The following is a 25,929-nucleotide window of genomic DNA, read 5'->3' on the forward strand; positions in this document are numbered from 1 at the left end:
TTGCATCTTTGATTAAAGGCATGTCATGGATAGAAGTGTCATGAGTAAAAATACGTTTTTAAAGTTTTTTATCACAAGAGTTGTTTTTTGTGTGACTTTGTTTCTATCTGGATCAGTGAGTTTGTCTTGGGGAGCCGAGACAAGCAAGGCATTGCTTTCTATTCCTGATTTAGCTTCTGAGCTTTTGGAAACAGTTGTGAATATTTCCACGGCGCAGACTGTTGAAGGAACAGAACAGGATGAAAATACTGCGGTACCCATTATCCCAAAAGATTCATTGTTGGAGGAATATTTTAGTGATTTCTTTACACCTAAAGATGGTCAAAAAGATAGTCAATTTCAAAAGGTGCGTTCTTTAGGGTCTGGTTTTGTGATTGATGCGCAAAAAGGGATTATTGTTACAAATTATCATGTTATCGTTGATGCTGATGATATTGAAGTTAATTTTACGGATGGTACAAAACTAAAGGCAAAGCTTCTTGGAAAGGATAGCAAAACTGATTTGGCGTTGCTTCAAGTCGATGCAGGAAGTAAAAAATTAAAAGCTGTGCGTTTTGGTGATTCAGAAAAGGCACGTATTGGTGATTGGGTTATGGCTATTGGAAATCCTTATGGTTTTGGTGGAAGTGTAACAGTTGGCATTATTTCTGCACGTAACCGTGATCTTAATGCTGGTCCCTATGATAATTTTATTCAAACAGATGCAGCAATTAATCGTGGCAATTCTGGTGGTCCGTTATTTGATAGAAATGGTGAAGTCATTGGCATTAATACAGCAATTGTTTCACCTTCGGGAGGATCTATCGGTATTGGATTTGCTATTCCATCGGATATGGCTCTTTCTGTTATTAATCAATTGCGTGATTTTGGAGAAATAAGGCGTGGTTGGTTGGCTATTCGTATTCAGCCGGTAACAGAGGATATTGCAAAAAGTTTAAAATTGGACAATGCTGTGGGAGCATTGGTGGCTGGTAAAATAGAACAGACGAAAGAAAATAATGTAGATAATAGCCAGTTACAAACTGGAGATATTATTCTTTCCTTTGGTAATTCCAAAATTAAGCATGCACGTGATTTGCCGCGTTTAGTTGCAGAAAGTTCAGAAGGAAAAGTGGTGGACGTTACTGTTTTACGCAATGGGCAAGAAGAAACAGTAAAAGTTAAGCTTGGACGTTTGATTGAAACAGATCCAAATGAAGATACAGAAGAAGTTGATGATAAAAAAAATCAAGATCTGTCGAAAAACGTGACAATGCAATTTATGGGCATGACGTTATCTGAACTGACAGAGGATTTGCGTCATCGTTATTCAATTTCAGATAAACTTCGAGGACTAGTGGTGACAGCTGTTGCACAAAATAGTGCAGCGGATAAAAAGCGTATTCGCGTTGGTGAAGTGATAGTTGATATCAATCAGAGTTCTATCACAACAATTGATGAGGCTAAGAGACGTATTCATAAATTACGTGAAGCTGGACGAAAAAATGCTCTCTTTATTGTTGCGCGTCCAGATGGAGAGTTACGGTTCGTAACGATTTTAATGGATTGATGTTTGAAAAATTATTTTTTGTTTTTTAGCAGCTTTAGTATATGGGGTCTTTTGCAAGTCAGGCATGTGATGTTCAATGTTTCTCAAGCTCATTTCACGATAGAGAGCATGGGCTGTGCAATATAAAATCTATAGGAAATCATTATATCTTTATGCTGGATATAAAGTATAAATTGGTGCCATCATAGTATTTTTCAGTTATCAATATTGTAACAGCCTAGACTTTGAAATGCTGCATAAGAGATATTGGTACACCTTTCTTAAGTCCATTTTTATCTCTGCTTGTGATACGCAAGTAAATGGTATTGATATGATGCTTTATAAGGCTCTGATTATAAACCGGCGTAGCATGCTATTTTTATAGGAAAAAATAAAGCTATTTGATTGTATAGATTAAACTTAGTATTATTTTCATAAATGATGACAAAGAGTATGTTTTTAATGGCATTAACGGACAGAATTATTATAGCTGTGGTTTGTTATTGAATTATGATAGCAAAAAATGCTTGGAAATTCCTTTGGTGTTGTTATTAAGTCCATTTTTTCTTTTTTATAAGTTTCATAGGATTTTCTTTGTATTAAAGAGAATTTGTGTTCGTATTTTTGTTTGAAGTATTTACTCTATGATCATGGAGAGAAAATACAGTGGCTTTGGGGGTGTCTGCATGTTGCAATAAGTTATTGATTGGGAGAAATTGCTATTCATGACACAGAGAACAGTTACATTAATAGCGGGGCCAACGGCAAGTGGGAAGTCAGAACTTGCCTTGCAAATGGCTAAAGAAAAAAATGCTCTCATTATTAATACTGATTCAATGCAGGTTTATGATGTTTTAAATATTTTAACAGCACGGCCGAGAGAGGCTGATACTGCGATTGTTCCCCATTATCTTTATGGTCATGTGAGTCCTACGTTGAATTACTCAGTAGGGCAATGGTTGTGTGATGTTGAGAAGCTATTGGCTACTTTTTCTTTGAGATCAGTTATTTTTGTTGGCGGAACAGGACTTTATTTTCGTGCTCTTTTGGAAGGGATTGCGGAAATTCCTCATGTTCCAGATGTTGTGCGGCAGAAATGGCGTCTGCTGCTTGATCAAGAAGGACCTGAAAGTCTTTATGGCCAGTTGTTACAGATTGATGCTGATGTTGCTGAAAAAATTTCTTCGCACGATAGACAGCGTATTGTCCGTGCTTTGGAAGTTTATGATGCAACCGGTAAGACGCTCAGTTGGTGGCAGAAACAAAAAACAACACCTATCATTGCGCCGAATTTGACCGAAAAAATTCTTCTCATGCCACCACGTCCTCTGCTTTATGAACGTATTCATAAACGCTTGGATTCTATGATTGAAAGAGGCGCTTTAGAAGAAGTGGTGGCTATGAAAAAACTTAAACTTTCCCCTTCATTACCAGCAATGAAGGCTATTGGTGTACCTGAATTTATGGCTTATTTGGATGGATATAGAAGCTTTGAGAATGCTCTTGAAGCGGTAAAAATACAAACGAGGAGATATGCAAAAAGACAAATGACATGGTTTCGTAATCAATTTGATGAAGAATGGATGCTTACTTTTTGATAAAAGAGTTATAGCTTTGCAAAAAAACTTATCGAAAGATAAAAGATAATTCGTGAAAAAGAAATTTTTTAGAAAATATAATTTTTTATTGACGAATGGTATCAATGGAATTAAAAATCTTTCTACAAGGAATTTTTTATATATTTTATACGTTGGAATAATGGGGGTAATCATACAGTATGTGTTGTGTAATAGGCTCCTTTGGGGGCTTTTTTTATGGGCTCCGTTAGGGGCTTTTTTTATTGTCCTATAAAGTAGGTGAGTGGGAAAAATGAGAAATGATCCAAGAAAGCAAGAGAGTGCAGATGGAAAAATAATGTCGGGCGCTGAAATAGTGGTTCAAGCTCTTATAGATCAAGGCGTTGAACATATTTTTGGTTATCCTGGTGGGGCTGTTTTGCCTATTTTTGATGTTCTTTATCACCAAGATACACTCCAGCATATTTTGGTGCGTCATGAACAAGCTGCAGGGCATGCGGCTGAAGGCTATGCACGCAGCACAGGGAAGATAGGGGTTATGCTTGTGACTTCTGGTCCAGGGGCAACGAATGCTGTTACACCTTTGCAAGATGCTCTTATGGATTCGATACCTCTTATTTGTTTTTCTGGGCAGGTGTCAACAACGGTGATTGGAACAAATGCTTTTCAAGAGGCTGATACAGTTGGAATTACAAAGCCTTGTACGAAGCGTAATTGGCTGGTTAAAAATGTCAATGATCTTGCGGCTATTATTCATGAAGCTTTTTTTCTTGCTCAATCAGGTCGTCCTGGGCCGGTTTTGATTGATATTCCTAAGGATGTTCAATTTGCTTCAGGATTTTATAGAGCACCTCAAGTTCAGGAGTCTTTACATTCTTTTCCATCGTTGAAAGGGAATACTAAGGCTATTGAATCTGCCGTTTCTCTTTTAGTTGAGGCAAAACGCCCTATTATTTATTCTGGTGGTGGTGTTATTTCATCGGGGATGAAAGCTATACAGCTTTTACGTAATTTGGTTCAATTGGGGGATTTTCCGATTACTTCAACATTAATGGGACTTGGTGCTTATCCTGCTTCCGGTAAAAATTGGCTTGGAATGCTTGGAATGCATGGAACCTATGAGGCTAATATGGCCATGCATGATTGTGATGTCATGTTAGCTGTTGGAGCACGATTTGATGATCGTATCACGGGGCGCCTTGATGCATTTGCACCTCATGCGCGTATTATTCATATTGATATTGACCCTTCTTCCATCAATAAAATCGTAAAAGCAGAAGTTCCACTTATTGGCGATGTGGCTTATGTTTTGGCAGATATAATGCAAAATTTGCATATGCATCAATCAAAGTTCGATAAAGAAAGTCGTAAAATATGGTGGACGCAAATTAACCGTTGGAAAGCTCGTAATTCATTGGCATATACGGAAAAAAAAGATGTTATCATGCCACAATATGCTCTTGAACGATTGTATGCTCTGACCAAAGATGCCTGTCCTTATATTACAACAGATGTTGGACAACACCAGATGTGGGCAGCGCAGTATTATCATTTTGATGAACCAAAACACTGGATGACTTCTGGTGGTCTTGGAACGATGGGGTATGGTTTACCTGCTGCTATAGGTGTTCAAATAGCGCATCCTAATGCGCTTGTTGTATGTATTTCTGGTGATGCCTCCATTCAGATGAATATTCAAGAGCTTGCAACAGCTATTCAGCATGACACACCGGTGAAAATTTTCATTTTAAATAATCAGTATATGGGAATGGTCCGCCAGTGGCAGCAATTGCTGCATGGTAATCGTCTTTCTCATTCTTATACGGAATCTATGCCTGACTTTGTGAAATTGGCACAAGCTTATGGAGCGGTAGGGATTCATTGTTCAAAACCCGATGAACTTGATGATAAAATTCAGCAGATGATTGATTGCGATAAGCCTGTTCTTTTTGATTGTCGTGTTTATCATTTAGAAAACTGTTTTCCTATGATCCCATCGGGATGTGCCCATAATGAGATGTTATTACCCGATGAAGCAAGCGAAGAAGCTATTGCAAATGCTATTTCTTCCGAGGGAAAGATTCTTGTATAAAATGAATATGTTAACAAAATGGTGAAGGATGGTGATGATGAAGTCTTTGGAGGCTTCATCTCTGTCTCTTCTTTGTGGAGAGTTTCTATTATTCTTAGAACTCATTTTATTATTTTCACTCTGTGTTTAAAGACATGGGGTGTATTATTATTTGTTTATCTAAAAAATGTTATAAGTCGTGTGCCAAATTATGTTTGAATTTATTTGTACGCGATGTTTGTTTTTTTTAAATTCATATGTTCACATTAATAGCTATATCGTTGCATTTTTTAGATAATACATTGAATTATCTGTTATAAATTAATTATGTTGTCTCATATATGAAAGATTTCATCGTGCAAGAAAAAAAGCCACCATGCTTGAAGGGTGCAACCATGCAAACCGTTATACTTGTGAAAACAATAGAAAAGTTTGTCACTATGTTTTGGTTTTGCATTATGAAACTACTCCAAATAGCTCTTTCAAGGGCTTGATAGGAAAATCCCCCTAGAGGCTTGAAAGGAATGGCGAAAATAACAAAAAGCGAATGCAGCCATAGAAAATCAATTGGCCACCATAGCTTATAATTAGCTAGTAACATCACCTGATTATGTGGGAGAAATCTATACATATGAGATGTATCGTCAATATATATAAACCAGAATAATACTCACCATTATATCATTATCAGGACATTAACATTGAAAATTAAATACTCTTTCTTTTATTTGTTCTACATATCTATGATTCCATAAATCTGCAGACCAAACACTCTTTGAATCTATCGCATTGGATTTTCATAACTATCAAATGATCCAAAAAATTTATCTCTAGAGTGTAGAGCCATTCTATTATCAATGTATAATAATCTTCCCTGTTGTACATCAATTCCAAAAGATACAGCCTTAAAATGATCTGAAGCTTCCTTGGCTTTTTTTGACTGTGGCTCTAACATGCCTGGATAAAAAACAGCGCTGATATCTGGGAATTCACCGTCCCCTTGAACGAGGGGCACTTTACTTGTAGAGGTTACTCCATTTCTTCTCCATCTATAGGGAACATTAATTATATATAAATTATCCCTTAAGTTCCTCAAATCCTCCTCACTTAAAAGTTTTAGAGCGAGACGTGCATCAGATATTCTCGTTAACGGACCATCAACATCATTGTGAACACCAGATAAAAGGATCCCTTTAGGAGATAAATTTAAACCCGTTATAAATTTTAGTGCAGCATTTTCTATATGAAAATCTAACTCAACTTCAGATCCTAATCCTGTATAATCTTTTTTATTATCCTCTAAAGGAACTAGGTTATTGACTATATGTTCGCCTTTAAACTTAATTGCATAAGGCTCTCCAATCAATAAAGAAAACATCATAATTAAATTTTCGCTAATATAGCCACTTTTACAAGACGCATCTAAATTATAAGGATTAGGTGACGTATTAATTTGTCTATCAATTGGAAGATTTTCAAAGATTAAATATGGTTTAGGGGTAATAGATACCTTTTGATTCATCAGAATTGCCAATATTCTATGGGGTAACAGCGAAAATGCTATTTTTTAGCTCAACTCAAAAGTATTTTCATTGATCATTATAATTTCCTCCCCAATTATCTTTCCCTACTTTCTTATTAAGAAAAGTGAAAAAACAATAATTAAAATCAGCCATGTTAGTAAATAAGTGTCTGTAAAATCTTGGATTAATCCAAATAATGGTGGAGCAGTAATAATTGCGATTTGATTTACAGACATTGCTAAACCCAGAGAAAAGCCAACGCTTTCTTTCGGTGAAGAGTCTACAATATAGGCGACCCAAGGGCCATACCATCCTAATCCAAAAAAACCTAACCAAGCAGATAAAATAGTTAAATAAATTATGGATCCACTTATGCCCAAAATTAATATTAAAAATCCAAAAACGACTGCAATCATGCAAAACAAGACAGGAAAAAATCGTCCTTTTCTACAATGATCACTCCACGCTGCTAAAATAATTCTTCCTAAGGCACCAGAAGCCTGTGAAACAAAAAACAAATAAGCACTTTTAGCTAAAGACAGGTGATAGATTCTATAAAAATAAATCGTTATAAAAATGGTTAAAACATATTGAACGATCACAAGTGAAACGCCTGAAAAAATAATATTCTTCATATGCGGTGCCGTTAACATCGCAAGACGAGACTTTACATTTGCATAGAACGAAACTTTTTCTTTGCTTTCTGAAACGATAGCGACAATTTTTTCTGGTGAGTGATAAAAAATAATAAATATACATCCCCCTAAAAAAGAAACTATGGCACCGACTAAAAACGCACCTTGTATGCCATAGACAAACGCACTAGTAGGAAGAACTATCCCTGCTAATGCCCCACCTAATGGTAGCCCCGCTTGCCTTATTTCCATTGCAAATCCGTGTTGCGATTGTGGAAACCATAAAGAAACAGATTTAGCGCCACCGAGTTGAGCAGAACTATAAAATCCCTCTACAATTAGTAAACAGACCAAAAGGGAAATATAGTTATCTGCAATTGCTCCCAACAAAAGAGCGACAGAAACGCCGACCGCGCCAACTCCAACAATATAGCGCTCGTTAAACTTGTCTAGTAATTCGCCAGATACAATTAACCCAATAATAGGTAGGAACTGCGCTGCTGAAGACAGCAAACCTATCTGAGAGTCACTAAGCGAGAAATCATTCTTAAAAAATTCAGCTAAAGGATCAATCCTTTGAACAAAGAAGCAGGCTGATGCTTGAGCGATAGTGGCAACAAGCGATATAATCCATCTATAATAATTTTTTCTATAATTTTATTATTGCTCACTCAGCCCCCCTCCAATTAAAGTGTATTCCAATGAAGTAGCCTTTTTAAATAATGCTTGGAACAATAAATTAGGTATTTTATGCTGATTACATAAAAAATCTGTCAATACGATTGGTATGAATATGAAAACTAAGGAATATGCTTAATTTAAGGAAATACGCTATTATGTGTAATGCAAACTTGATACGCTAGCGATATAAGATAAATTTTACAAACATTGGCTCAGCCGGCATTAAGTGCTCTTCATAAAAGAAGCTATATTTTGGCAAGCTTTTTCAAAATAATTCTCAAAGCTTTCTTCAGTCACATAGCCCAGATGCGGTGTGCAAAGAACTCTATCTGATTGCAATAATTTGCTCTCATATACTGGTTCGCTGTCATAAACATCCAGTGCAAAGTAAGTTGAATTTTCCAAACTTAGTATTTTTTCTATCGCCCCTTTTTCAAACAAAGCTGAACGCGCTGTGTTGACAAAAATAGCATGAGTTTTCATGCTCAATAGATCATCTAATTTTATGATTTCTCTGGTTTTATCGCTTAAACGTAAATGGACGGATATAACGTCAGGACGTGTAAAAAATTCATCTTTTGAATGCGTAAAATGATAACCTAAATTTTTTGCTTCTTGCGTTGAACGCTCACTCCCATAAACCAAAATGGACATGCCAAAAGCTTGAGCATATTGAGCAACCATTTTACCAATACGCCCAAATCCGAATATTCCAAGAGTAGCCCCTTTCATTTGGTTGCCAAATGTTGTTTGCCATCGTCCTTTTTTCATATCAGATACAGATTTATAGAGTTTCCTACGCGCAGACATAATTAAGAGCCATGCAAATTCAGCAGCAGAAGTTGGGTCTCCACCACCGTCTAATATTTTAATTCCTAAATCTCTACAAGCTTCTATATCAATATGTGAACCTATAGGGCCTGTTTGGCAGATCAATTTTAAATTTGGCAGTTTCAGGAGAAGATCTCTATCAACTGTAGTTCGCTCTCTGATTAAGATCAAAATATCGATCTTTTTGAGCTTATCTTCTAAATCACATTCTTTAGCTAAATTATTTATAACCAGCACTTCATGTGATTTCATTAATTTTGTAATAGACTGTAATGTTAGGGTGGCTTTTTGATAGTCGTCTGGAATTAATATTTTCAATTTAAACCTCCTGTTTCATTCATCAATATTTGAGTTCATTATTTCATTTCTAAAACAAACAAAAAGCAATATTACCGCTGATATTTTGGCATAACGCCAAGCCTATTAACAAATTATCCCCCTTGATTTCATTGTTATTTCTAGCAATAAGAATAGCATTAATCAGTTAGTTTTTATAAACTTTAAAACATTGCGACAAAAAAGTTTGACTCAATAGATGAAGAATTGCGCTTTTCTCATATTCTAGAGGACGAACCTGAAGTGCTACGTTGGACTGAAACCGTGTCCCAGTTTTCTATAATAGCCTACCAAGAAGGCCATACTTACGAACCATATTTTATTGTTGAAACAGAAAAAGCTCCATATTTGTGCGAGATAAAGCGTGCTTCATATAAGCGTGATGTCTCTCTTTATTCGTTGAGATATAATTTATTTGTAACATGAAGAGTAAATTTATTAAAATCATGATAAGAGGGAGATAGGAACTTTAGAGGTGTATCATCATAGGATTAAGTAGTTTTGTTGAGAGCTATTTTTATTTCTGCCAAAAGGTTTTTGATATATTTAATTATTATTTCAGAATAGTAGATATACTTTATTTTTATGTGCAAGAAAGCTGATTTTTTGTGTAAAATAGTATTCATAAAATTACATTATTTTTATCCTGTTAAGGACATTTTTCTAGCTAGGGTTTTGCAAAGGCAATACTCTTTTTCTCATTCTAAATTTTGGTTATAAAAAGCGTATACTAGGTGTTATTTTAAATTTAAGATATGCATATTCCATTGTTGGTGTTACTGTTGTAAAAAATGATATTTTATTTGATAAGTATAAGCTGTTACCAAGAAGATCGATGTATAGATAAAATTTAAATTGTTATAATATCTTGAAAAAATAATGGGTAAATAATTGATAATTGTGCTACGAAAGTTGTTAGATGGGTGTGTGTCAGCAATTCTTAATAAAAAAGTTTTTTTTGATAGTCGGTTTTTTTCAAAATACTGCTTTTTTTATGCAAAACTTATATTGGTAAGCTATGCAGTTTTCACGGGAACAGGATAATGCATTGAAGGCTGTTGCCGCGTGGTTGAGGGAAGGGCGTTCTCCTCTTTTTCGCCTTTTTGGCTATGCGGGGACGGGTAAGACGACGCTTGCACGCTATTTTGCAGAGACAGTTGATGGTTCTGTTCAATTTGCTGCTTTTACAGGGAAGGCGGCGCAGGTTTTACGTTCTAAAGGTGCAAGCAATGCTTGTACTATTCATTCGCTAATTTATTGTCCGCGTGGAGAAGAGGAAGTTTCCGATGAAATAACAGGAAAAAAGTCTATTGCTCCAACATTTACGTTAAATCGAAGAAGTGCTGCTGCACAAGCTAAACTCATTATCGTTGATGAATGCTCGATGGTCGATGAACAATTGGCACGTGATTTAATGAGCTTTCGGACGCCAATTCTTGTTCTTGGTGATCCAGGTCAATTGCCTCCTATATCTGGTGGAGGCTTTTTTTCTAATGGAGAACCAGATTTTCTTCTTTCAGAAATTCATCGGCAAGCGCGAGATAATCCGATTATACGTCTTGCTATGGACGTGCGCGAAGGACGCGATATTGCTTATGGTGACTATGGAGAAGCGCGCGTTGTTACACGTAAAGAGGTCAATCAACAATTGGTTTTGGATGCTGATCAGGTCTTGGTAGGGGTTAATCGTACACGCCACCTTTATAATCAGCGTTTGCGTGTGTTAAAGGGATTTACAGCAGATTATCCGCAAGCGGGAGATAAGCTGGTGTGTTTGCGAAATGATCCCATTAAAGGTTTGTTGAATGGCTCTTTATGGAAGGTGATGACTTCACAGAAGGAGACCGTTAAACCAAGTATTAATCTTCTTGTGAAACCAGAAGAAAGTGAGCGTGGGGTAGCAAAGATTAAACTTTTAAAAGCAGCGTTTGAAAACCCTGATCAAGAAATTTCATGGCAATTAAAAAAGCGATATGATGATTTTGATTATGGGTATGCATTAACGGTTCATAAGGCGCAAGGTTCTCAATGGAATAACGTCGTTTTGTTTGATGAAAGTTTTGCATTTCGTGATATGTATGCACGCTGGCTTTATACGGGAATTACCCGCGCAGCAGAGCATTTAACGATTGTTCGATAGAGAAAATGTGTGTATCATCCCAGTTTCAGATAGAAAATGCCTTTTTTCTATCTTGTTACACACTATAAAAAAATGGAAATGGGCATGGCGGTAAAACTTTCGGTTAATCTTAATGCTGTTGCTGTTTTGCGTAATCGACGTAATCTTCCGTGGCCAAGTATAACAAATATTGGGCATATAGCGCTTGCTGCTGGAGCAGCGGGTTTGACGGTTCATCCACGCCCTGATGAAAGGCATATTCGTTTTGCGGATTTGTCAGATATATACTGTTTAATAAAGAACAATTTTCCTACGGCTGAGTTTAATATTGAAGGTTATCCAAGTGATCAATTTTTGGATATCGCTGAAAATTATGCGGACCAGATTACCCTTGTTCCTGATGATCCAGATCAGTCAACGTCTGATCATGGGTGGAATTTTGCTCATGATGCAGAATTTTTAGCACCTATTATTCAGAATTTAAAAAAAAGAAAGATTCGTGTATCCCTTTTTGCTAATCCTGCTGTCGATGGTCTTGATATTGCTAAAGCAATGGGTGCTGATCGTGTGGAATTTTACACGGGACCTTATGGTGGTGAATTTCAGGATAAAACAAAACAAGATCAAGAGCTCAATAAACTTGTTTTAGCAGCAAGAAGAGCTAAAGAGTTGCAGTTAGGTATGAATGCTGGGCATGATCTGACACTTATGAACCTTCCTGCTCTGGTCAAAAGTATTCCTTGGCTTGATGAGGTTTCTATTGGCCATGGGCTTATTGCTGATGCATTAGAGTATGGAATGCATGATACTGTTCAGCGTTTTATCCGGTTATTATCGTAATCTTTGTTTCTCTATAAAATTGGGAAAAAATTTTTATAAAGCTTTATCAATTTATCTAAAAAAACAATTTTATATATGTTGAGATAAATAGCACTATTAGCATACATTATAAAATATTCTATTTTCCTCTGTTTATTAGTAGCTTTCTATTTTTTGTGTTTTTTAGGGTATGAAATGCTTTTTTATATACCATCCATTATGAGGAAATTTTACCAAATCTACTTACTATAATTTTTTCGAAGGAATATAGTTTTTTAGAGTATTTTTCTTATAAGGGATTGGCGAAGAAATTTAAATGGATCAGTGCACAAAATTTATTGAGCGTCATAAGGTGTTTGAGAGATATCTTTTAATATGTTTGAGCTTATTTCACAGTGTTACTTGTGAAAAGTGTAACGTAAAACCTCTTATGCATCACCATTTTACGTCATAAAGATATAAGTTATCGTCTTCATTTTTGGGCTCGTTTAATGTTGCGGCAGCTTTTGCCATGCGATGGTTCATAAGACATATTCACATGCAATTCTGCTTGTGACGCGCAAGGGGGATGATTTCATCGAACAGATTTAAAGTCACAAAATGCTTTTTATGAATAGGCTCAATGTAATATGAGCTATTGCAATATTGGGAGCGAGAAAATAGAATGATGATATCAACTTGTAACTTTATAAAGTAAAGGGGGCGTGTACGATAAATCTTAGATTATTATAGAGGACTATTGAAAAGAGTTCGAGCGCATTAAGAATTTTTTAATAAGCGCATGAATGAATAACACAATGGCATTCTGTTTTGCGTGAGAGGCGTGGTTATTAAAGAATGTAACAAGTAAAAGCGTCTTCTCTATTATTCTAAAGATATTGCTGTGTATGCTTTTGAAGGTTGTACTAAAACAATACTTGTTATTTTGTAATTTTTCTTGCTATCTATATTGATTTGGTTCATGTTAAAAATTGTGTGTTGTATCTTAATTTTTAGAATATAGCGTTTTGTTGCACGATAAAAGAGTAGAATATTAGCTAAATTTTCTTTAGAAATCTTATTTTGTGTAATTATTGTTTTTGTAGAATAGCAGTTGAAGTTTATTTGGGGATCCGTATATGTTTTAGGAATGTTTGGGGACTACAGTTTTTTCTATGCAATATGTAAACTTTAAAATTATTCAATTGCTGTGTTCTTATAAGCGGTGTTTTTTGTCTTTATAAGTGTGTGATGCACTGTAGATAATGTTTCTTATTGAATAAAAGTAATCTGAAATCCAGTTTAAATAGAGAAAGAAGGAATTTTTTTATGCGTGTTTATTATGATCGTGATGCGGATGTTAATCTCATTAAAGGGAAAAAAGTAGCCATTGTTGGTTATGGTTCTCAAGGGCGTGCGCATGCTTTAAATTTGAAAGATTCCGGTGTCCAAAATGTGCAAATAGCTTTGCGTCCAGGGTCGGAAACAGTTAAAAAAGCCATGGCTGATGGTTTTAAAGTGGTGAGTGTTGCTGAAGCAGCAAAATGGGCAGATCTCATCATGATGGCAACGCCAGATGAATTGCAAGCTGATATTTATAAGGAACATATTCATGATCATTTACACGATGGGGCAGCGATTGCTTTTGCGCATGGTTTGAGCATTCATTTTGGCTTGATTGAACCTAAAAAAAACGTTGATATTGTGATGATTGCTCCTAAAGGTCCAGGGCATACAGTTCGTCATGAATACCAACGGGGTTGTGGTGTTCCTTGCTTAATAGCGGTGGCGCAAGATGCTTCAGGGCATGCTCATAATTTAGCATTATCTTATGCATGTGGTCTTGGTGGTGGACGTGCTGGGGTGATTGAAACAACTTTTAAAGAAGAGTGCGAAACTGATCTTTTTGGTGAACAAGCGGTTCTCTGTGGAGGTCTTGTTGAATTGATTCGAGCTGGTTATGAAACATTAACGGAAGCAGGTTATGCACCAGAAATGGCTTATTTTGAGTGTTTACATGAAGTGAAACTGATTGTTGATCTCATGTATGAAGGGGGCATTGCAAATATGAATTATTCGATCTCTAATACAGCTGAATGGGGTGAATATATCTCTGGTCCACGTGTGATTACGGATAAAACCAGAGCAGAAATGAAACGTATATTGAAAGATATTCAAACGGGTAAATTTACATCGAATTGGATTCAAGAATATAAGGCTGGTGCTGCTCATTTTAAAAGTATGCGGCGTTTAAATGATAATCATCCTATTGAAGAAGTTGGTAAAAAACTTCGTTCTATGATGCCTTGGATAAAATCTAACGCTTTGGTTGATAAAGAGCGTAATTGAAGCTTCTACAGAGATATTTGATCAATAGCTTTTATAATTTTATAGATAAATATCAAAAAAAAGGGTAACTTTAGTTACCCTTTTTTATATGTTTTTGGCAACATAAGCTTTATTTTTTAATTTTTTGCATAATTCTTTCTTCCAAAAAGAAAGTATACAATCCCTAAAAATATAAACCACGCTGGAGTATATTTTAAAGCTATGGCAGTGTCAGCTTCTAATGACAATAAATAAATAATGAATGCAAAGAAAATAAGAAGCGCCCAACACATAACAACACCTCCTGGCATTTTATAAGGAGAGACAGTATGTTGGAGAGGACGATTGCGACGATAGACGATATAGCTGATCAAAATGATAGACCATACAAATATAAACAAAGTTGCGGCAATTGTCGTAACAATTGTAAAAGCAGCTATGAGTGTTTGAGATAACGATACAACGGCATAACCAAATAAGATGCATAAACATGAAAAGAATAATGCATTGGCTGGAACGTGGTTACGAGAAAGTTTTCCTAAAAACTTAGGAGCACCTTTTTGTGTTGCTAGCCCATATATCATACGGCTGGTAGAAAAAATTCCACTATTTGCTGAAGATGCGGCTGCTGTGAGGACAACAAAGTTCATCAAACCTGCAGCAGTTGGAATACCAATAAGTGCATACATTGTTACAAATGGGCTTTTTTCTGGACTGATTTGATCCCACGGCGTCACAGACATAATCACAAGAAGAGAGAATATATAAAAGAATACAATGCGGATTGGTATTGAATTAACAGCCTGTGGTAAAGCTTTTTGAGGCTCTTTTACTTCAGCAGCAGCTGTTCCAGCGAGTTCAATGCCAACAAAAGCAAAAATAACAATTTGAAATCCAGCAAAAAAGCCTGTAATTCCTCGCGGAAAAATATTCCCACCGTTCCATATATGGCTAAGAGAAGCAACCGTACCGTTTGGAGAGACAAAACCGGTAAAGATCATATAAAATCCTACAACGATTAGGACTAGAATTGCTACGATTTTGATAAAGCCAAACCAAAACTCAAGTTCGCCAAATAGTTTTACTGCGACGAGATTAAGAATTAAAAAGGACATAAGACCAATTATAACAGGAATCCACGGATTGAGTTCAGGCCACCAAAAGTGTGTATAAGTGACAATAGCAATAATTTCAGCAGTTCCAGTGACAATCCAACACAACCAATATGTCCAGCCGATAAAGAATCCGGCACATGGCCCTAGAAGATCGGTTGAGAAATCAATAAAAGATCGGTATTGTGTATTAGAAAGCAATAACTCTCCCATAGCACGCATGACAAAGTATAGAGCACAACCAATAATTGCATAAACGAGTAGAATCGAAGGCCCTGCTACACTGATTGTTTTTCCTGATCCCATGAAGAGACCTGTTCCAATCGCTCCACCAAGGGCTATAAGTTGTATGTGTCGGTTATGTAGTCCACGTTGCAATTTCTTCTTAGGTTTTTTTTCTAAATTTTGTTTATTCATTTTTGGGAGGTTCCCTTTAGTTATTTTAAGATAAAATTACCCTAAAAAAGGTAATCCCTTCTATCGAAACATGATATAGCTAGGGAGTAAAGGAATTTTTTTCTATGACTATATGAGAATAAAGCAAAAACATTATTAATTAATGGAATAATTATTTTATATATAAGAAACAAAAGATAAATTTTATTACATTTTTTTGATTTTTTATATTTTATACATATGTAATATATTTTATATATAATATAAAATATATTACATATAATTATTATTTATATTTATATAATTATTTATATTTATATATATTTATTTATAGTAAAATATTGTATAAATAACTTTTATATTTAAAATTATTTATTAATTTAGATTTCTAAATATATTAAATATAAATAAAATTGCAAATTTATTAAATATAAAACTTTATATATAAATAAAATAAGTTTAAATAGTTAGACTATTATTTTAAATATTAAAAAATATATTTAAAAATTTACCTTTAATTATTTATATTTAAAATTTATTACAAATAGAAAAATATTTTCATAGAATCTTTTTTTATTGCAGATAGCTATTAAGATATATTCTGTTTAAAGCTATATTTTTAATTTTGATAAAAAATTGAATATAAACTTTTGGAGGGGAAAAAGTTTTAGATAAATCTCATGTTTTATTAGTAAACAATGTCAGTGAAGTTTATAGAGAATTTTTTACAGAATAGCTCGTTTCTTATCTTATTGTGCAGTAAAATACTGTTGTGTAGAGTAGTGATATAAAGCATATAACATTTTTACGCATTAAGTATTTTTATAATGTGTGGTGAGTATTCAGGGCAGGGCTAGCCCATAGAGCCTTATGTAGGTGAACCATATAAATGATCAGCAGCATTCCCTCTTAATAAGCTGGATTGTTCACAAACCGGCGCTGGTAGGAATCGTCGTTTTTTGATGTTTGGGGAGGAGGTTAAGTAGAAAAAGGGTAACTAAAATTACCCTTTTTTGAGATGTTTTATGTATAGACTTTATTTGTTACCTTGAGTTATTTTTTTCTTTACAAATGTAAAATAGGTTATGCCTAAGCAAATAAACCAGAATATACCGTATTTTAAAGCTGTTAGGGTGTCTTCTTCTAACGTTAACAAATAGAGCATGAAAGCAAAGAAAACTAAAATTATCCCGCACACGATAATTCCTCCTGGCATTTTGTAGACGGATTCAGCATGCAAATGAGGGTGATTGCGACGATATACAATATAGCTAACCAAAATTACAGACCATACGAATAAAAATGCAATAGCTGAGATGCTCGTCACAATTGTGAAAGCACTTATGAGGCTTGGAGAGAGTGAGGCAATTGTATACCCTATTAAAATACATAAGCAGGAAAAGAATAGAGCATTGGCTGGAACATGATATTTGGAAAGCTTACCTAAAATTGGAGGAGCACCTTTTTGTGTTGCAAGCCCATATATCATACGGCTAGTAGAAAAAATACCACTATTTGCCGAAGAAGCAGCCGAGGTGAGAACGACAAAGTTTACCAAACCAGCAGCTATCGGAATACCAGCAAGCCAAAACATCGAAACAAAGGGGCTTTTATCTGGAACAATTTGATCCCAAGGTGTGACTGACATAATCACGATGAGAGAGAAGATGTAAAAGAGTACAATACGTACTGGTATTGCATTAATTGCTTTTGGTAGAACTTTTTTAGGATTTTTGACTTCAGCTGCAGTTGTTCCTGCAATTTCTATACCAACAAAAGAAAAAATGGCAATTTGAAATCCAGCAAAAAAACCTGTCATTCCTCGCGGAAAGATATTTCCATCGTTCCATACGTGATTGAGAGAAGCAACAGTACCATTGGGAGAAGTAAAGCTCGTAGCGATCATATAAAAACCAACAACAATTAATGCTAAAATTGCTACGACTTTGATAAGACCAAACCAAAATTCAAGTTCACCGAATAGTTTTACGGCAAAGAGATTAAAAATTAAAAAGAAACCAATGCAAGAAAAAACGGCAATCCATGGATTAAGCGTTGGCCACCAAAAGTGCATATAAGTGATGATGGCAATAATATCTGCAGCTCCAGTTACAACCCAGCTCAACCAATAGCTCCAGCCTACAAAGAAAGCGATTCCCGGTCCTAGCATATCGGTTGAAAAATCAATAAGGGACCGGTACTGTGAATTAGAAAGCAATAATTCTCCCATAGCACGCATGACAAAGTATAGGGCACATCCAATAATAGCATAAACGAGTACGATGGAAGGGCCTGCTACACTAATTGTTTTTCCTGATCCCATGAAGAGTCCTGTTCCAATAGCTCCACCGAGGGCTATAAGTTGTACGTGACGGTTATCTAGGCCACGTTGTAGTTTCATCTGAGGACCATCTTTTAAATTTTGTTTATAGCTCATTTTTTGGGGGTTCCCTTTAATTATTTTGAGATTAAATTACACTAAAAATGCATTATTCTGTATCGAAGCATGATATAAATGAGGTGTAAAGGAAAAAAACGTTTTTTATGATTTTGTGTGGATAAAGACAAGAATATGTTTTAGGAATATGGTTTTGAAAAAAGAGAATGTTTTCCTCTTAAATAACGTAACGGATATCTGAATAGGGAACTTTTTATTGTTATTAATAACAAATAAATTGTTCATTAAAAGACGTGGAGCTTTTAAAATTATTTCAGAAAGTTGTCAGGAGTTTTTATAATTTTTTGAAACTTATTATTTGTAATCAGTACATTATTTATTATTATTCATAATAGTGAGAGTTTTAATTTTTACTCAAATAGCACTCGAGAGTTCTCATCTTAGTTTAAGAACAATTTTTAATGGAAAATTTAAATGATTTCTAAAATCATTTTTTTATTTTTATGATGCTATCATAAGTGAGAAGGAATTACTTTTGTTTCACAAAGGAAAAGAACAATATCATAGTTCTTTCTTTTAAAGTGATGAATAAGGATTTTGTTTAGACATTGGTAACATTTTATAAAATGTTACGAGAGACTCGCATTGTTTACACAAGCGTCCTTGAGAGTATGATAAAGAAATGCAACGTAATTCAGTTATACAAAGAAAAAAAGAACTGGGGATTGTATAAGCTCTGTTAGAGATTTAGCTATTCATAGTGAGAGACAGAATCAGGAAAAGATTGCTCTATTAACTTTACAATTTGTTATCGAAATAACATTATCCAAAGAAAATGAAAAAAGAAAATAGAGATAAAACTGTTCCTGTCGCAATATTAATGTATCCTTTTATTTTTTTCTTTTTTAAAGTGGCGCTTGCGAATGATATAAAAATGGTCATTAAAGTAAACCATGTAAAGATGTTGAAGGAATGTATCGTTACAAGTTCAAAGCCTTTTTTAATGCTACCGCCAGAAGCTAAGAATTTTGGAAAGGCTGCTATGTAAAATATTGATACTTTGGGATTTAGTATTTGTGTCAAAAAACCATCCATATAGCTGGTAAAAAGCTTTGTTGTACCGACAATGCTTTTTTCATTCGTTGATATTTTTTCTTTTGAATTTAAGCTGTGTATTCCAGATTTAATCGATTTAAAGCCCATATATAATAAATAGCAGCTTCCCATGAGTTTTACTAAAAGAAAGAGCGTTTTGTTGTTGAGAATGAGTGCTGATACCCCTAATATGGAAAATGCTCTATGCGCATATGTTGCTGTACATAACCCTAAAACGTTCATAAATGCGTTCTTTTTCCCCAATCTCGTTGCATTATCGATGATAAGGGCCATGTTTGGTCCCGGTGAGATGACTAAAAAAAATGAAACAATGAAAAAGGTTAGTATTTGATGACTCATTCTACTTTTAGCTCTGAAATTAATTGATTTTCGAGATACAATTCTATTCTGTCAAATTTAGAGAGTTTTCCTACGCCCTGTGGAGTGCCTGTGTATATGATATCACCACGCCTTAGCTGAATGTAGTGACTTAAAAATGATATTATTTTCTCAAAGCTAAAGATCATATTTTTCGTATTGCCAACTTGCCTCGTTTCGCCATTTAACTTCATTGTAAAGGTTATTGGGTTGTTTATTTTTTCTTTGTTTATGAAGTCAGAGACGTATGCCGCTCCTTTAAATCCTTTAGATAAAAGCCAAGGAAGCTTTTTTTCTTTCAGTTTTGTTTGCAAGTCTCTTGCGGTAATATCAAGACCTATTGCTACGGCATCATAGCATTCTTCTGCTTCTTTCTCTGTGACCATGAAAGTGTCCTTTGAGATTCTGAGCACAATTTCAGTTTCAAAATGGATTTCTTTAGAAAAGTTAGGAAGATAAATTTCATTGCCTAAAACGAGTGAACTTTTTGGCTTGCTAAAGATAACGGGTTCATCTTCAACAATATTGCCTAGTTCATGAACATGTTCAACATAATTGTATCCAACACAGTAGATGTCATTTATCATGGGAGCCCTCCAAATTTTTTATTTTCTCTTTGTATAGGCAAGAGAAAATTTTGCAAACAACATTTTTTCTTATATCGCGTTTTGCGTTTTCTGGAAAAGAAGCATTGTGTGGGGTGATGACTAACCACGATGACAGCCCTTCGCATTATCCTCTTTTGAAGAGTGCCCAATCTTATAGTCTTTGAGATTACTTTAATTTTGATTGCCAATTTCCTGAAATTACTTTATTACTTAAAGAGTGATTTTACTCATCTACGCAGCGATCAGTAGAGTCTGAAAGCCCTAAAGTTTGATCATAAAAATGGCCTACTCTGTTGGTGTCTCGGAATTATGGGATATTTTTCTATATCTAGGTGCTATGAGCACTAAAAGAAAAGATCTGTTTCGTGTTCAATACTTTCAGGCTCTCGGAATACTAATGCGAGGGTGCTCGCACCCAGCGGGGGGAGCTTAAGAGTGAAAAGAAAAAGCTACATTTTAACGGCATTTCTATAGGCAAAAAATTCGCTTTTAAAGAAAAATGCTGGGAATGTCGTAAAAGCAATTAGGGCACCAATTAGGGATAACTTTTCAACAAATCCAAAAGTATGAGAAAGTCTATGAGGGTTTAAAAGAAGCAGACCGTGGCAAACTTATTATGGTATGTGGAACGGAGAAGATTTTTACCAGCTTTAAGATAGCACAACAAATAGCCGAAACTGGAGAGCGTGTTTTGTTTTTCGTGCCTTTTCTGGCTTTGATGTCACAAACAATAAGAGAATGGACACGCTATACAGAAGTATCGTTTCATTCCTTTGTGGTGTATTCTGATACATAAGTTGGCAAGTGTCGTAAAACAAAGATGCTGCTGCCGAACTCGATGTCTCAGATCTCGCTCTATCAGCTACCAACTGATGCTTAAAAGCTTTGAAAAAAGAAAATAAAGTATTAGTAAATGCAATGACTGTGGTGTTTGCTACTTACCAATCAATCCAAGTGATTTCGGATGCTTAAAAGAAATACGGTTTATCAGAATTTGATCTGATCATTTGTGAAGTAGCGCAGGTTAAGGCGGATAAGGTAGAACCTTTGGTTGTAGAAGCCAAGGAAGTAGCTGAGACTGCGAAGACAACAGCGGAAGAAGCGAAGAGTGTTGCGGAGCAAGCAAAAGAAAAAGCTGATACGACGAAGCAAGGGCTTGGAGAGGTCAGGAGTTCATTAGACACGGTGACAGCAACGACAAATTCTGCGAATACAGCCGCCTCTGAGGCAAAAGTGTTAGCGGAAGAAGCGAAGAGTGCATTGACAGAAGTTCAAGAGAAGGCTCAGAGGAACAGTGACAGTCTTTCTGAACTTCAAGGTAATGTAGGTTCTCTTTCCACTAATTTTTTAGAGGATGTGCGTTTTCATCAACCTGACAGAATTCTGGAAGCCGATCCGAAAAATAGAAAAGGTCTTGTGATCAATGAAGGGGCATGTTTTCGCTTTTATCATGGTGGTGAGAATGTGGGGGTAGGTACCTCTTTTACCGCATTCCAGGGCATGGAAGGATGACTTTTGACGAAGATCTTGAAGCAGGAAAGGATTTTATTATATATATCTCTTCCTAAAAGATCAGACGAATGAGCTATCCTTTGACCTTTCGCAAAATCTGACGGCTCCTGATGGCTATACAGAGGATAATTCTAAAAAGATTAGTGGATTTCATACGCTATGTGCGAATGTTGGTGAGATCGAAGGTCATCTCTTATCAAGCATATAAGATATAATAATAAAAAATACAATAAAGTCAATAGTTTGAGTGTAATTATTTTATATGAATCCCCTTAAAAATCTACACTTTTATGCATGATTCATTTGACTATTTTTTATATAAGATTGCCATGTATGAATAGACCATAAAAAGCAAATCATCATGTAAATGTTATAACGCATGTGTCATTCAAATGAAAAGCAGATATCATTCATAACAGTTTATAAATTTTATGACACGTTTTTATCACAGCACAAATCACATTGTTTTAAAATTTAATTGTTTGGAATTATCGATAACACACGTTTAAAGATCATATCTTGTTTTAATGATTGGATTGTTAATCACATGATAAAAACATAAAATTACAGTTCTCAAAATTGAGAAGCGTAAAATAGAGAGCTGTTATAACAGCATCATCATAACACCGAAAATTTTAAAGATTGCATAAAAGGATTTAAAGAAAAGATCGCTTTTAAAAAAGCTTTCTAAAAATTTAGAAACGATAAGTAAGAAGCATAAATATAGTATCATCACAACAGCTATGCTAATTTTTAAAAACGAAACTGTATTCGTTTCCACAAAAAAATGGAAACGAACAATGCCATAGCAGTAGAATACTATCTACTTAGATATGGTACTAAAAAACGTTTTAAAAGTTACCGTTTAAAAGCACAGAGCCAAATATGAACTTAGCGATTTACTCACCCCAAAATTGGGGGCTGCTATTGAGGCAAAGATAAGCAAGCAAAATTCAAAAATATTTTAACATCATAAGGCATGGGATTTTACTTAATTTTGCTAGCCAAATATAGAGCGATTAATTTGCAAAGAAGTTACATTTGAGTGCAAAATGAAAATACGCTTATGAAAGCTTTTCTAAATGCATGTTTAAATGTTTGAAACTGATGTTTATAACAGTTTTTAAAGCCTTGCGTTTGATAAAATCGGTTGTTTATTGTCTTATGAGAGATTGTTTTGAAAACCAACGCTCGTAAATGTAAAAAGCGGGTTTTGATAAAGCTACCAAGCGTTTTGATTTGTTTGATACGTTTGATAGCCATAACAAGCGTTTATAGGCTCTCTTGTTAAAATGAGTGAGTAAAAATCGTATGGAACATTTACATTCCTTTTGATAAGTTTTCATAAAGATAATAGAGCGCTTGCAATATGATACGTTTTGTATATATGCACTCATTACTCTATATGGATGATTCATTTTGAAAACCGCGTCATATCATTTGGCACGGATTTCTTTTATTTTACTCTCTCTTTTATGATATGTTTATAGCAATGCATTTTATATGCGTTTATAACCATAAAGAAGGCGCCGTCCATGCCTGTCATTTATTTATCTGTATCTGTAATCTTGATAATATTATCGTTTTCATAAACCTCACATTTTTTGGGAACGACACTTACTTTACTTTGACTGTTTAATTTTGCATTGCCATAGGCTTTACCCCAGACCTTGGCATTTCCATAAACAGAGCTACAGACCTCGGCATTGCCATAGACATGACCACAGACCTGAGAAAAATGGCGTATTTTTGCATTTTCATACACTCTTACATGACCATAGACACAAGCCTCATCATAGACCCAGCAATTGCCCTCATGAGAGAGGTTATCTTCCTTTTCAATAAAGCCGCCTAAGGTACCTTCTTTGATATCAGCAAAATCTTTTAATGCTTTAATACGGTAGAGAATATGTTTACCAAATACACGCGTTTCATTTGTGAGTGCAAACTTCTTTTGCATGAGCACAATTCCTTTATAAAGAGATTTAAATTTTTAAATGAGATGTTTAAAGGAGGGTGCCCCCGCCGCGCCCACGCGTTATTTAAGCAGCGTCTTTTAGTGACTGATTATCATCACAGATATCATCACGGATTGTAGCGACCAGATCAATCCCAATATCCGTTCCATCTTCATCATGCTCCTTAGCCTATTCCAAATAAGTCTGAATCTTTTCGTATTCTTGCTTTTGAAGCGGGTCGTTTGTCAAATGAGCCATGACAAGGTTTTCAAACATGGTTCCTAATTCACGGGGTGATTTTGCTCGTTGACGATAATATTCTAAGAGAGAGCGTAAAGTGACGTATTCATTATCAGACTTAATAGATTGCATCATATTGTAATAAAAATCCCTTGCCTTATGATATGATTAATAATCATCAAAAAAATTAAAACGAATTCAATTAAATGCATTTAAAGTAAATAACGATAAAAATGGGAAAAAACTGCTAAAAAAGCCGATATTTTTTCAAAAGGGTTTTTAAAGGTACTTATCCACAGCCCATGACATGGGATAAGATCAGCAAACTAGTGAAATTTGCTGTTCGTTTTATGGAAAAAAGACAAATTTGATATGTGCTTTTAAGATATCATAATGAGTATTTTGATAGGTTTTATGAGTCACTAAAATAGTCTATTTTGTCAGTTCAATTTACTGACACAAACTGACAAATAATATATTATTGATTGTATTTAAGATTGTATTGTCGATATAGGTTGTATCGTTAAAACTCTAACCTATTGAAATATAATGTTTTTAATTTTCTCTCATTTAAAAAAATAATATAGGCTCTAAAAAGAACTGACAACACTGACAGCACTGGACAAAACTCTTCTGTTCAGATCACTCAGATCATTGTCTTTGGAGAACGGTTGCTTAATGCGCTGTACAGAGAGTTTTGCCTATTTGAGTAGAAAGTTTTAAAAGAGGTTTCTTTATTGTTTTCTATGATGGTTTTTGACGACAGGATGTTCTTGATCGCATGATGTCTCGTTTATATGCGTGTTGAGTGGCTTAGAGGAGCTGGAGAGTGAATTTATCTCTAATTATTGATAAATATATTGTAGCATTAAACTGGGGATATTGATGTATTAACCATTGACGGGCTAAACAGTTTTGTTTAGAGGTCTTTTTATATAAATGTGGGGGAGAGATCTTCAGCAATTCAAATAAAGCGTTTTTTGTAAAATAAAGCAGTTTTTGGGTATCACTTTTCTTTGGTAACAGAGGCATGTGCTTTTGTTAAAAGCGTTATAGGGCAGTGGCTGTTTTGAGTGGGTTTATTAGCGGTTCCATGAAGTTCTTTTAAAGAGTGCTTCATGAATAGTGCAAAGCGGGGGCAATCTGTATTGTTTTCTGTATTTTTACGCCAAAGTTCTCTTTTGAGAATTTTTCGTGCCATTGTTGTTTTCTTTGGCTTGTTTAGTGGTGTAAATGTTTATGCGCGCTCCTCAGCTATTTTTCATTCCCCAACAGATAATTTTTCTCGTGGGTATTCAGAAAAGCAGCAATTAGAAAGAATTGAGAAATTACAGTCTTTAACGCCTAAAAGGATCAAGACGCCTTCAGAGCAAAATCCAGAAATGCTTTTGGGTGGGAAGCAATGTTTTCCCATTCATGCTGTTGTTGTTGAGGGAGTGCATCATGTCAAAAAACGCTTTATATCAGCCGTAACAGAGCCTTATGTTGGAAGATGTATTGGTCTTTTTGATATCCAGCTTTTAATCAAGCAGTTAACCAAAGTTTATTTGGATCAAGGCTATGTAACGGCGCGTTTTTACATTCCTGATCAAGATATCAAAAACAGCAAGACGCTCAAATTTGTTGTCGTTGAGGGCAAGCTCTCAGAGATTTACTATAATGGTTCACCGGCATCTCGTTATAATAATGTTGTATGGAGTGCTTTTCCTGGGCTTCAAGGTCATGTTTTGAACATGCGCGATATTGAACAGGGGCTTGATCAGATCAACCGTTTGAGTTCAGCGCACGCTCAAAGCGAACTTCTT

18 protein-coding genes and 2 pseudogenes are annotated in these 25,929 nt (G+C 35.1%); 11 read left to right on the top strand and 9 right to left on the bottom strand.

Features of this window, described 5'->3' with window-relative positions; all coding sequences use genetic code 11:
* Positions 1–25: 25 nt before the first annotated feature.
* From ACFILZ_RS05840 to ACFILZ_RS05850, 3 genes are all read left to right on the top strand, one after another.
* Positions 26–1,549: a Do family serine endopeptidase gene (locus ACFILZ_RS05840; RefSeq protein WP_375606991.1), complete on the top strand. Its 1,524-nt coding sequence runs from the start codon at positions 26–28 to the stop codon at positions 1,547–1,549.
* A 704-nt stretch (positions 1,550–2,253) separates the two neighbouring features.
* Positions 2,254–3,126 (top strand): tRNA (adenosine(37)-N6)-dimethylallyltransferase MiaA, encoded by an 873-nt coding sequence (gene miaA / locus ACFILZ_RS05845; RefSeq protein WP_375608254.1) that lies wholly within the window; start codon positions 2,254–2,256, stop codon positions 3,124–3,126.
* Between the two features lie 271 nt (positions 3,127–3,397).
* A complete protein-coding gene (locus tag ACFILZ_RS05850; protein WP_375610509.1) occupies positions 3,398–5,197 on the top strand; it encodes an acetolactate synthase 3 large subunit in 1,800 nt (599 codons plus the stop codon).
* A gap of 760 nt (positions 5,198–5,957) precedes the next feature.
* Here the strand turns inward: ACFILZ_RS05850 and ACFILZ_RS05855 are convergent.
* From ACFILZ_RS05855 to ACFILZ_RS05865, 3 genes are all read right to left on the bottom strand, one after another.
* Positions 5,958–6,698 carry a TauD/TfdA family dioxygenase gene (locus ACFILZ_RS05855; RefSeq protein WP_375610510.1) on the bottom strand — a complete coding sequence of 247 codons (741 nt, stop codon included), beginning with the start codon at positions 6,696–6,698 and terminating at the stop codon, positions 5,958–5,960.
* Between the two features lie 105 nt (positions 6,699–6,803).
* Positions 6,804–7,964, bottom strand: coding sequence for an MFS transporter (locus ACFILZ_RS05860; RefSeq protein ID WP_375610522.1), 1,161 nt, complete (start codon positions 7,962–7,964; stop codon positions 6,804–6,806).
* 273 nt (positions 7,965–8,237) lie between these two features.
* Positions 8,238–9,164, bottom strand: coding sequence for a D-2-hydroxyacid dehydrogenase family protein (locus ACFILZ_RS05865; protein ID WP_375610511.1), 927 nt, complete (start codon positions 9,162–9,164; stop codon positions 8,238–8,240).
* 1,036 nt (positions 9,165–10,200) lie between these two features.
* On the opposite strand from ACFILZ_RS05865, the gene ACFILZ_RS05870 reads away from it, so the two are divergent.
* The 3 genes from ACFILZ_RS05870 to ilvC all read left to right on the top strand — a co-directional run bounded on the left by ACFILZ_RS05870 (position 10,201) and on the right by ilvC (position 14,448).
* The gene (locus ACFILZ_RS05870) at positions 10,201–11,322 is read left to right on the top strand and encodes an ATP-dependent RecD-like DNA helicase (RefSeq protein WP_375610512.1); all 1,122 of its coding nucleotides are present in this window, start codon (positions 10,201–10,203) and stop codon (positions 11,320–11,322) included.
* Positions 11,323–11,406: 84 nt separating this feature from the next.
* The gene (locus tag ACFILZ_RS05875) at positions 11,407–12,141 is read left to right on the top strand and encodes a pyridoxine 5'-phosphate synthase (RefSeq protein ID WP_375606997.1); all 735 of its coding nucleotides are present in this window, start codon (positions 11,407–11,409) and stop codon (positions 12,139–12,141) included.
* Between the two features lie 1,287 nt (positions 12,142–13,428).
* Positions 13,429–14,448 (top strand): ketol-acid reductoisomerase, encoded by a 1,020-nt coding sequence (gene ilvC, locus ACFILZ_RS05880; RefSeq protein WP_375610513.1) that lies wholly within the window; start codon positions 13,429–13,431, stop codon positions 14,446–14,448.
* A gap of 116 nt (positions 14,449–14,564) precedes the next feature.
* Here the strand turns inward: ilvC and ACFILZ_RS05885 are convergent, their stop codons facing one another.
* From ACFILZ_RS05885 to ACFILZ_RS05900, 4 genes are all read right to left on the bottom strand, one after another.
* Positions 14,565–15,956 carry an amino acid permease gene (locus ACFILZ_RS05885; protein WP_375606999.1) on the bottom strand — a complete coding sequence of 464 codons (1,392 nt, stop codon included), beginning with the start codon at positions 15,954–15,956 and terminating at the stop codon, positions 14,565–14,567.
* Between the two features lie 1,015 nt (positions 15,957–16,971).
* Complete coding sequence (locus ACFILZ_RS05890) at positions 16,972–18,372, bottom strand: amino acid permease (protein WP_375607000.1); 1,401 nt, start codon at positions 18,370–18,372, stop codon at positions 16,972–16,974.
* Between the two features lie 783 nt (positions 18,373–19,155).
* The gene (locus ACFILZ_RS05895; RefSeq protein WP_375610514.1) at positions 19,156–19,788 is read right to left on the bottom strand and encodes a LysE family translocator; all 633 of its coding nucleotides are present in this window, start codon (positions 19,786–19,788) and stop codon (positions 19,156–19,158) included.
* Complete coding sequence (locus ACFILZ_RS05900) at positions 19,785–20,393, bottom strand: fumarylacetoacetate hydrolase family protein (protein WP_375610515.1); 609 nt, start codon at positions 20,391–20,393, stop codon at positions 19,785–19,787. The genes ACFILZ_RS05895 and ACFILZ_RS05900 overlap by 4 nt, the downstream gene beginning before the upstream one ends.
* Positions 20,394–20,443: 50 nt before the next feature.
* On the opposite strand from ACFILZ_RS05900, the gene ACFILZ_RS05905 reads away from it, so the two are divergent.
* The 4 genes and pseudogenes from ACFILZ_RS05905 to ACFILZ_RS05920 all read left to right on the top strand — a co-directional run bounded on the left by ACFILZ_RS05905 (position 20,444) and on the right by ACFILZ_RS05920 (position 22,134).
* The gene (locus ACFILZ_RS05905; RefSeq protein ID WP_375682356.1) at positions 20,444–20,578 is read left to right on the top strand and encodes a hypothetical protein; all 135 of its coding nucleotides are present in this window, start codon (positions 20,444–20,446) and stop codon (positions 20,576–20,578) included.
* A 389-nt stretch (positions 20,579–20,967) separates the two neighbouring features.
* Positions 20,968–21,383 (top strand): annotated as a pseudogene (locus ACFILZ_RS05910) (DEAD/DEAH box helicase family protein); the annotation flags it as partial.
* A gap of 78 nt (positions 21,384–21,461) precedes the next feature.
* Entirely contained in the window at positions 21,462–21,926 is a 465-nt protein-coding gene (locus ACFILZ_RS05915) for a hypothetical protein (RefSeq protein ID WP_375610516.1), read from the top strand.
* A 40-nt stretch (positions 21,927–21,966) separates the two neighbouring features.
* Positions 21,967–22,134 carry a hypothetical protein gene (locus tag ACFILZ_RS05920; RefSeq protein ID WP_375610523.1) on the top strand — a complete coding sequence of 56 codons (168 nt, stop codon included), beginning with the start codon at positions 21,967–21,969 and terminating at the stop codon, positions 22,132–22,134.
* A gap of 1,338 nt (positions 22,135–23,472) precedes the next feature.
* On the opposite strand, the gene ACFILZ_RS05925 is transcribed toward ACFILZ_RS05920, so the two are convergent.
* Entirely contained in the window at positions 23,473–23,886 is a 414-nt protein-coding gene (locus ACFILZ_RS05925; protein ID WP_375610517.1) for a hypothetical protein, read from the bottom strand.
* Between the two features lie 124 nt (positions 23,887–24,010).
* Positions 24,011–24,259, bottom strand: a pseudogene (locus ACFILZ_RS05930) (hypothetical protein); the annotation flags it as partial.
* Between the two features lie 983 nt (positions 24,260–25,242).
* On the opposite strand from ACFILZ_RS05930, the gene ACFILZ_RS05935 reads away from it, so the two are divergent.
* Positions 25,243–25,929 (top strand): POTRA domain-containing protein (locus ACFILZ_RS05935; protein ID WP_375610518.1); only part of this gene is annotated, 687 nt, incomplete at its 3' end.

The sequence above is a fragment of the Bartonella sp. AP40SXNS genome, assembly GCF_042195825.1.
GTDB lineage: Bacteria > Pseudomonadota > Alphaproteobacteria > Rhizobiales > Rhizobiaceae > Bartonella.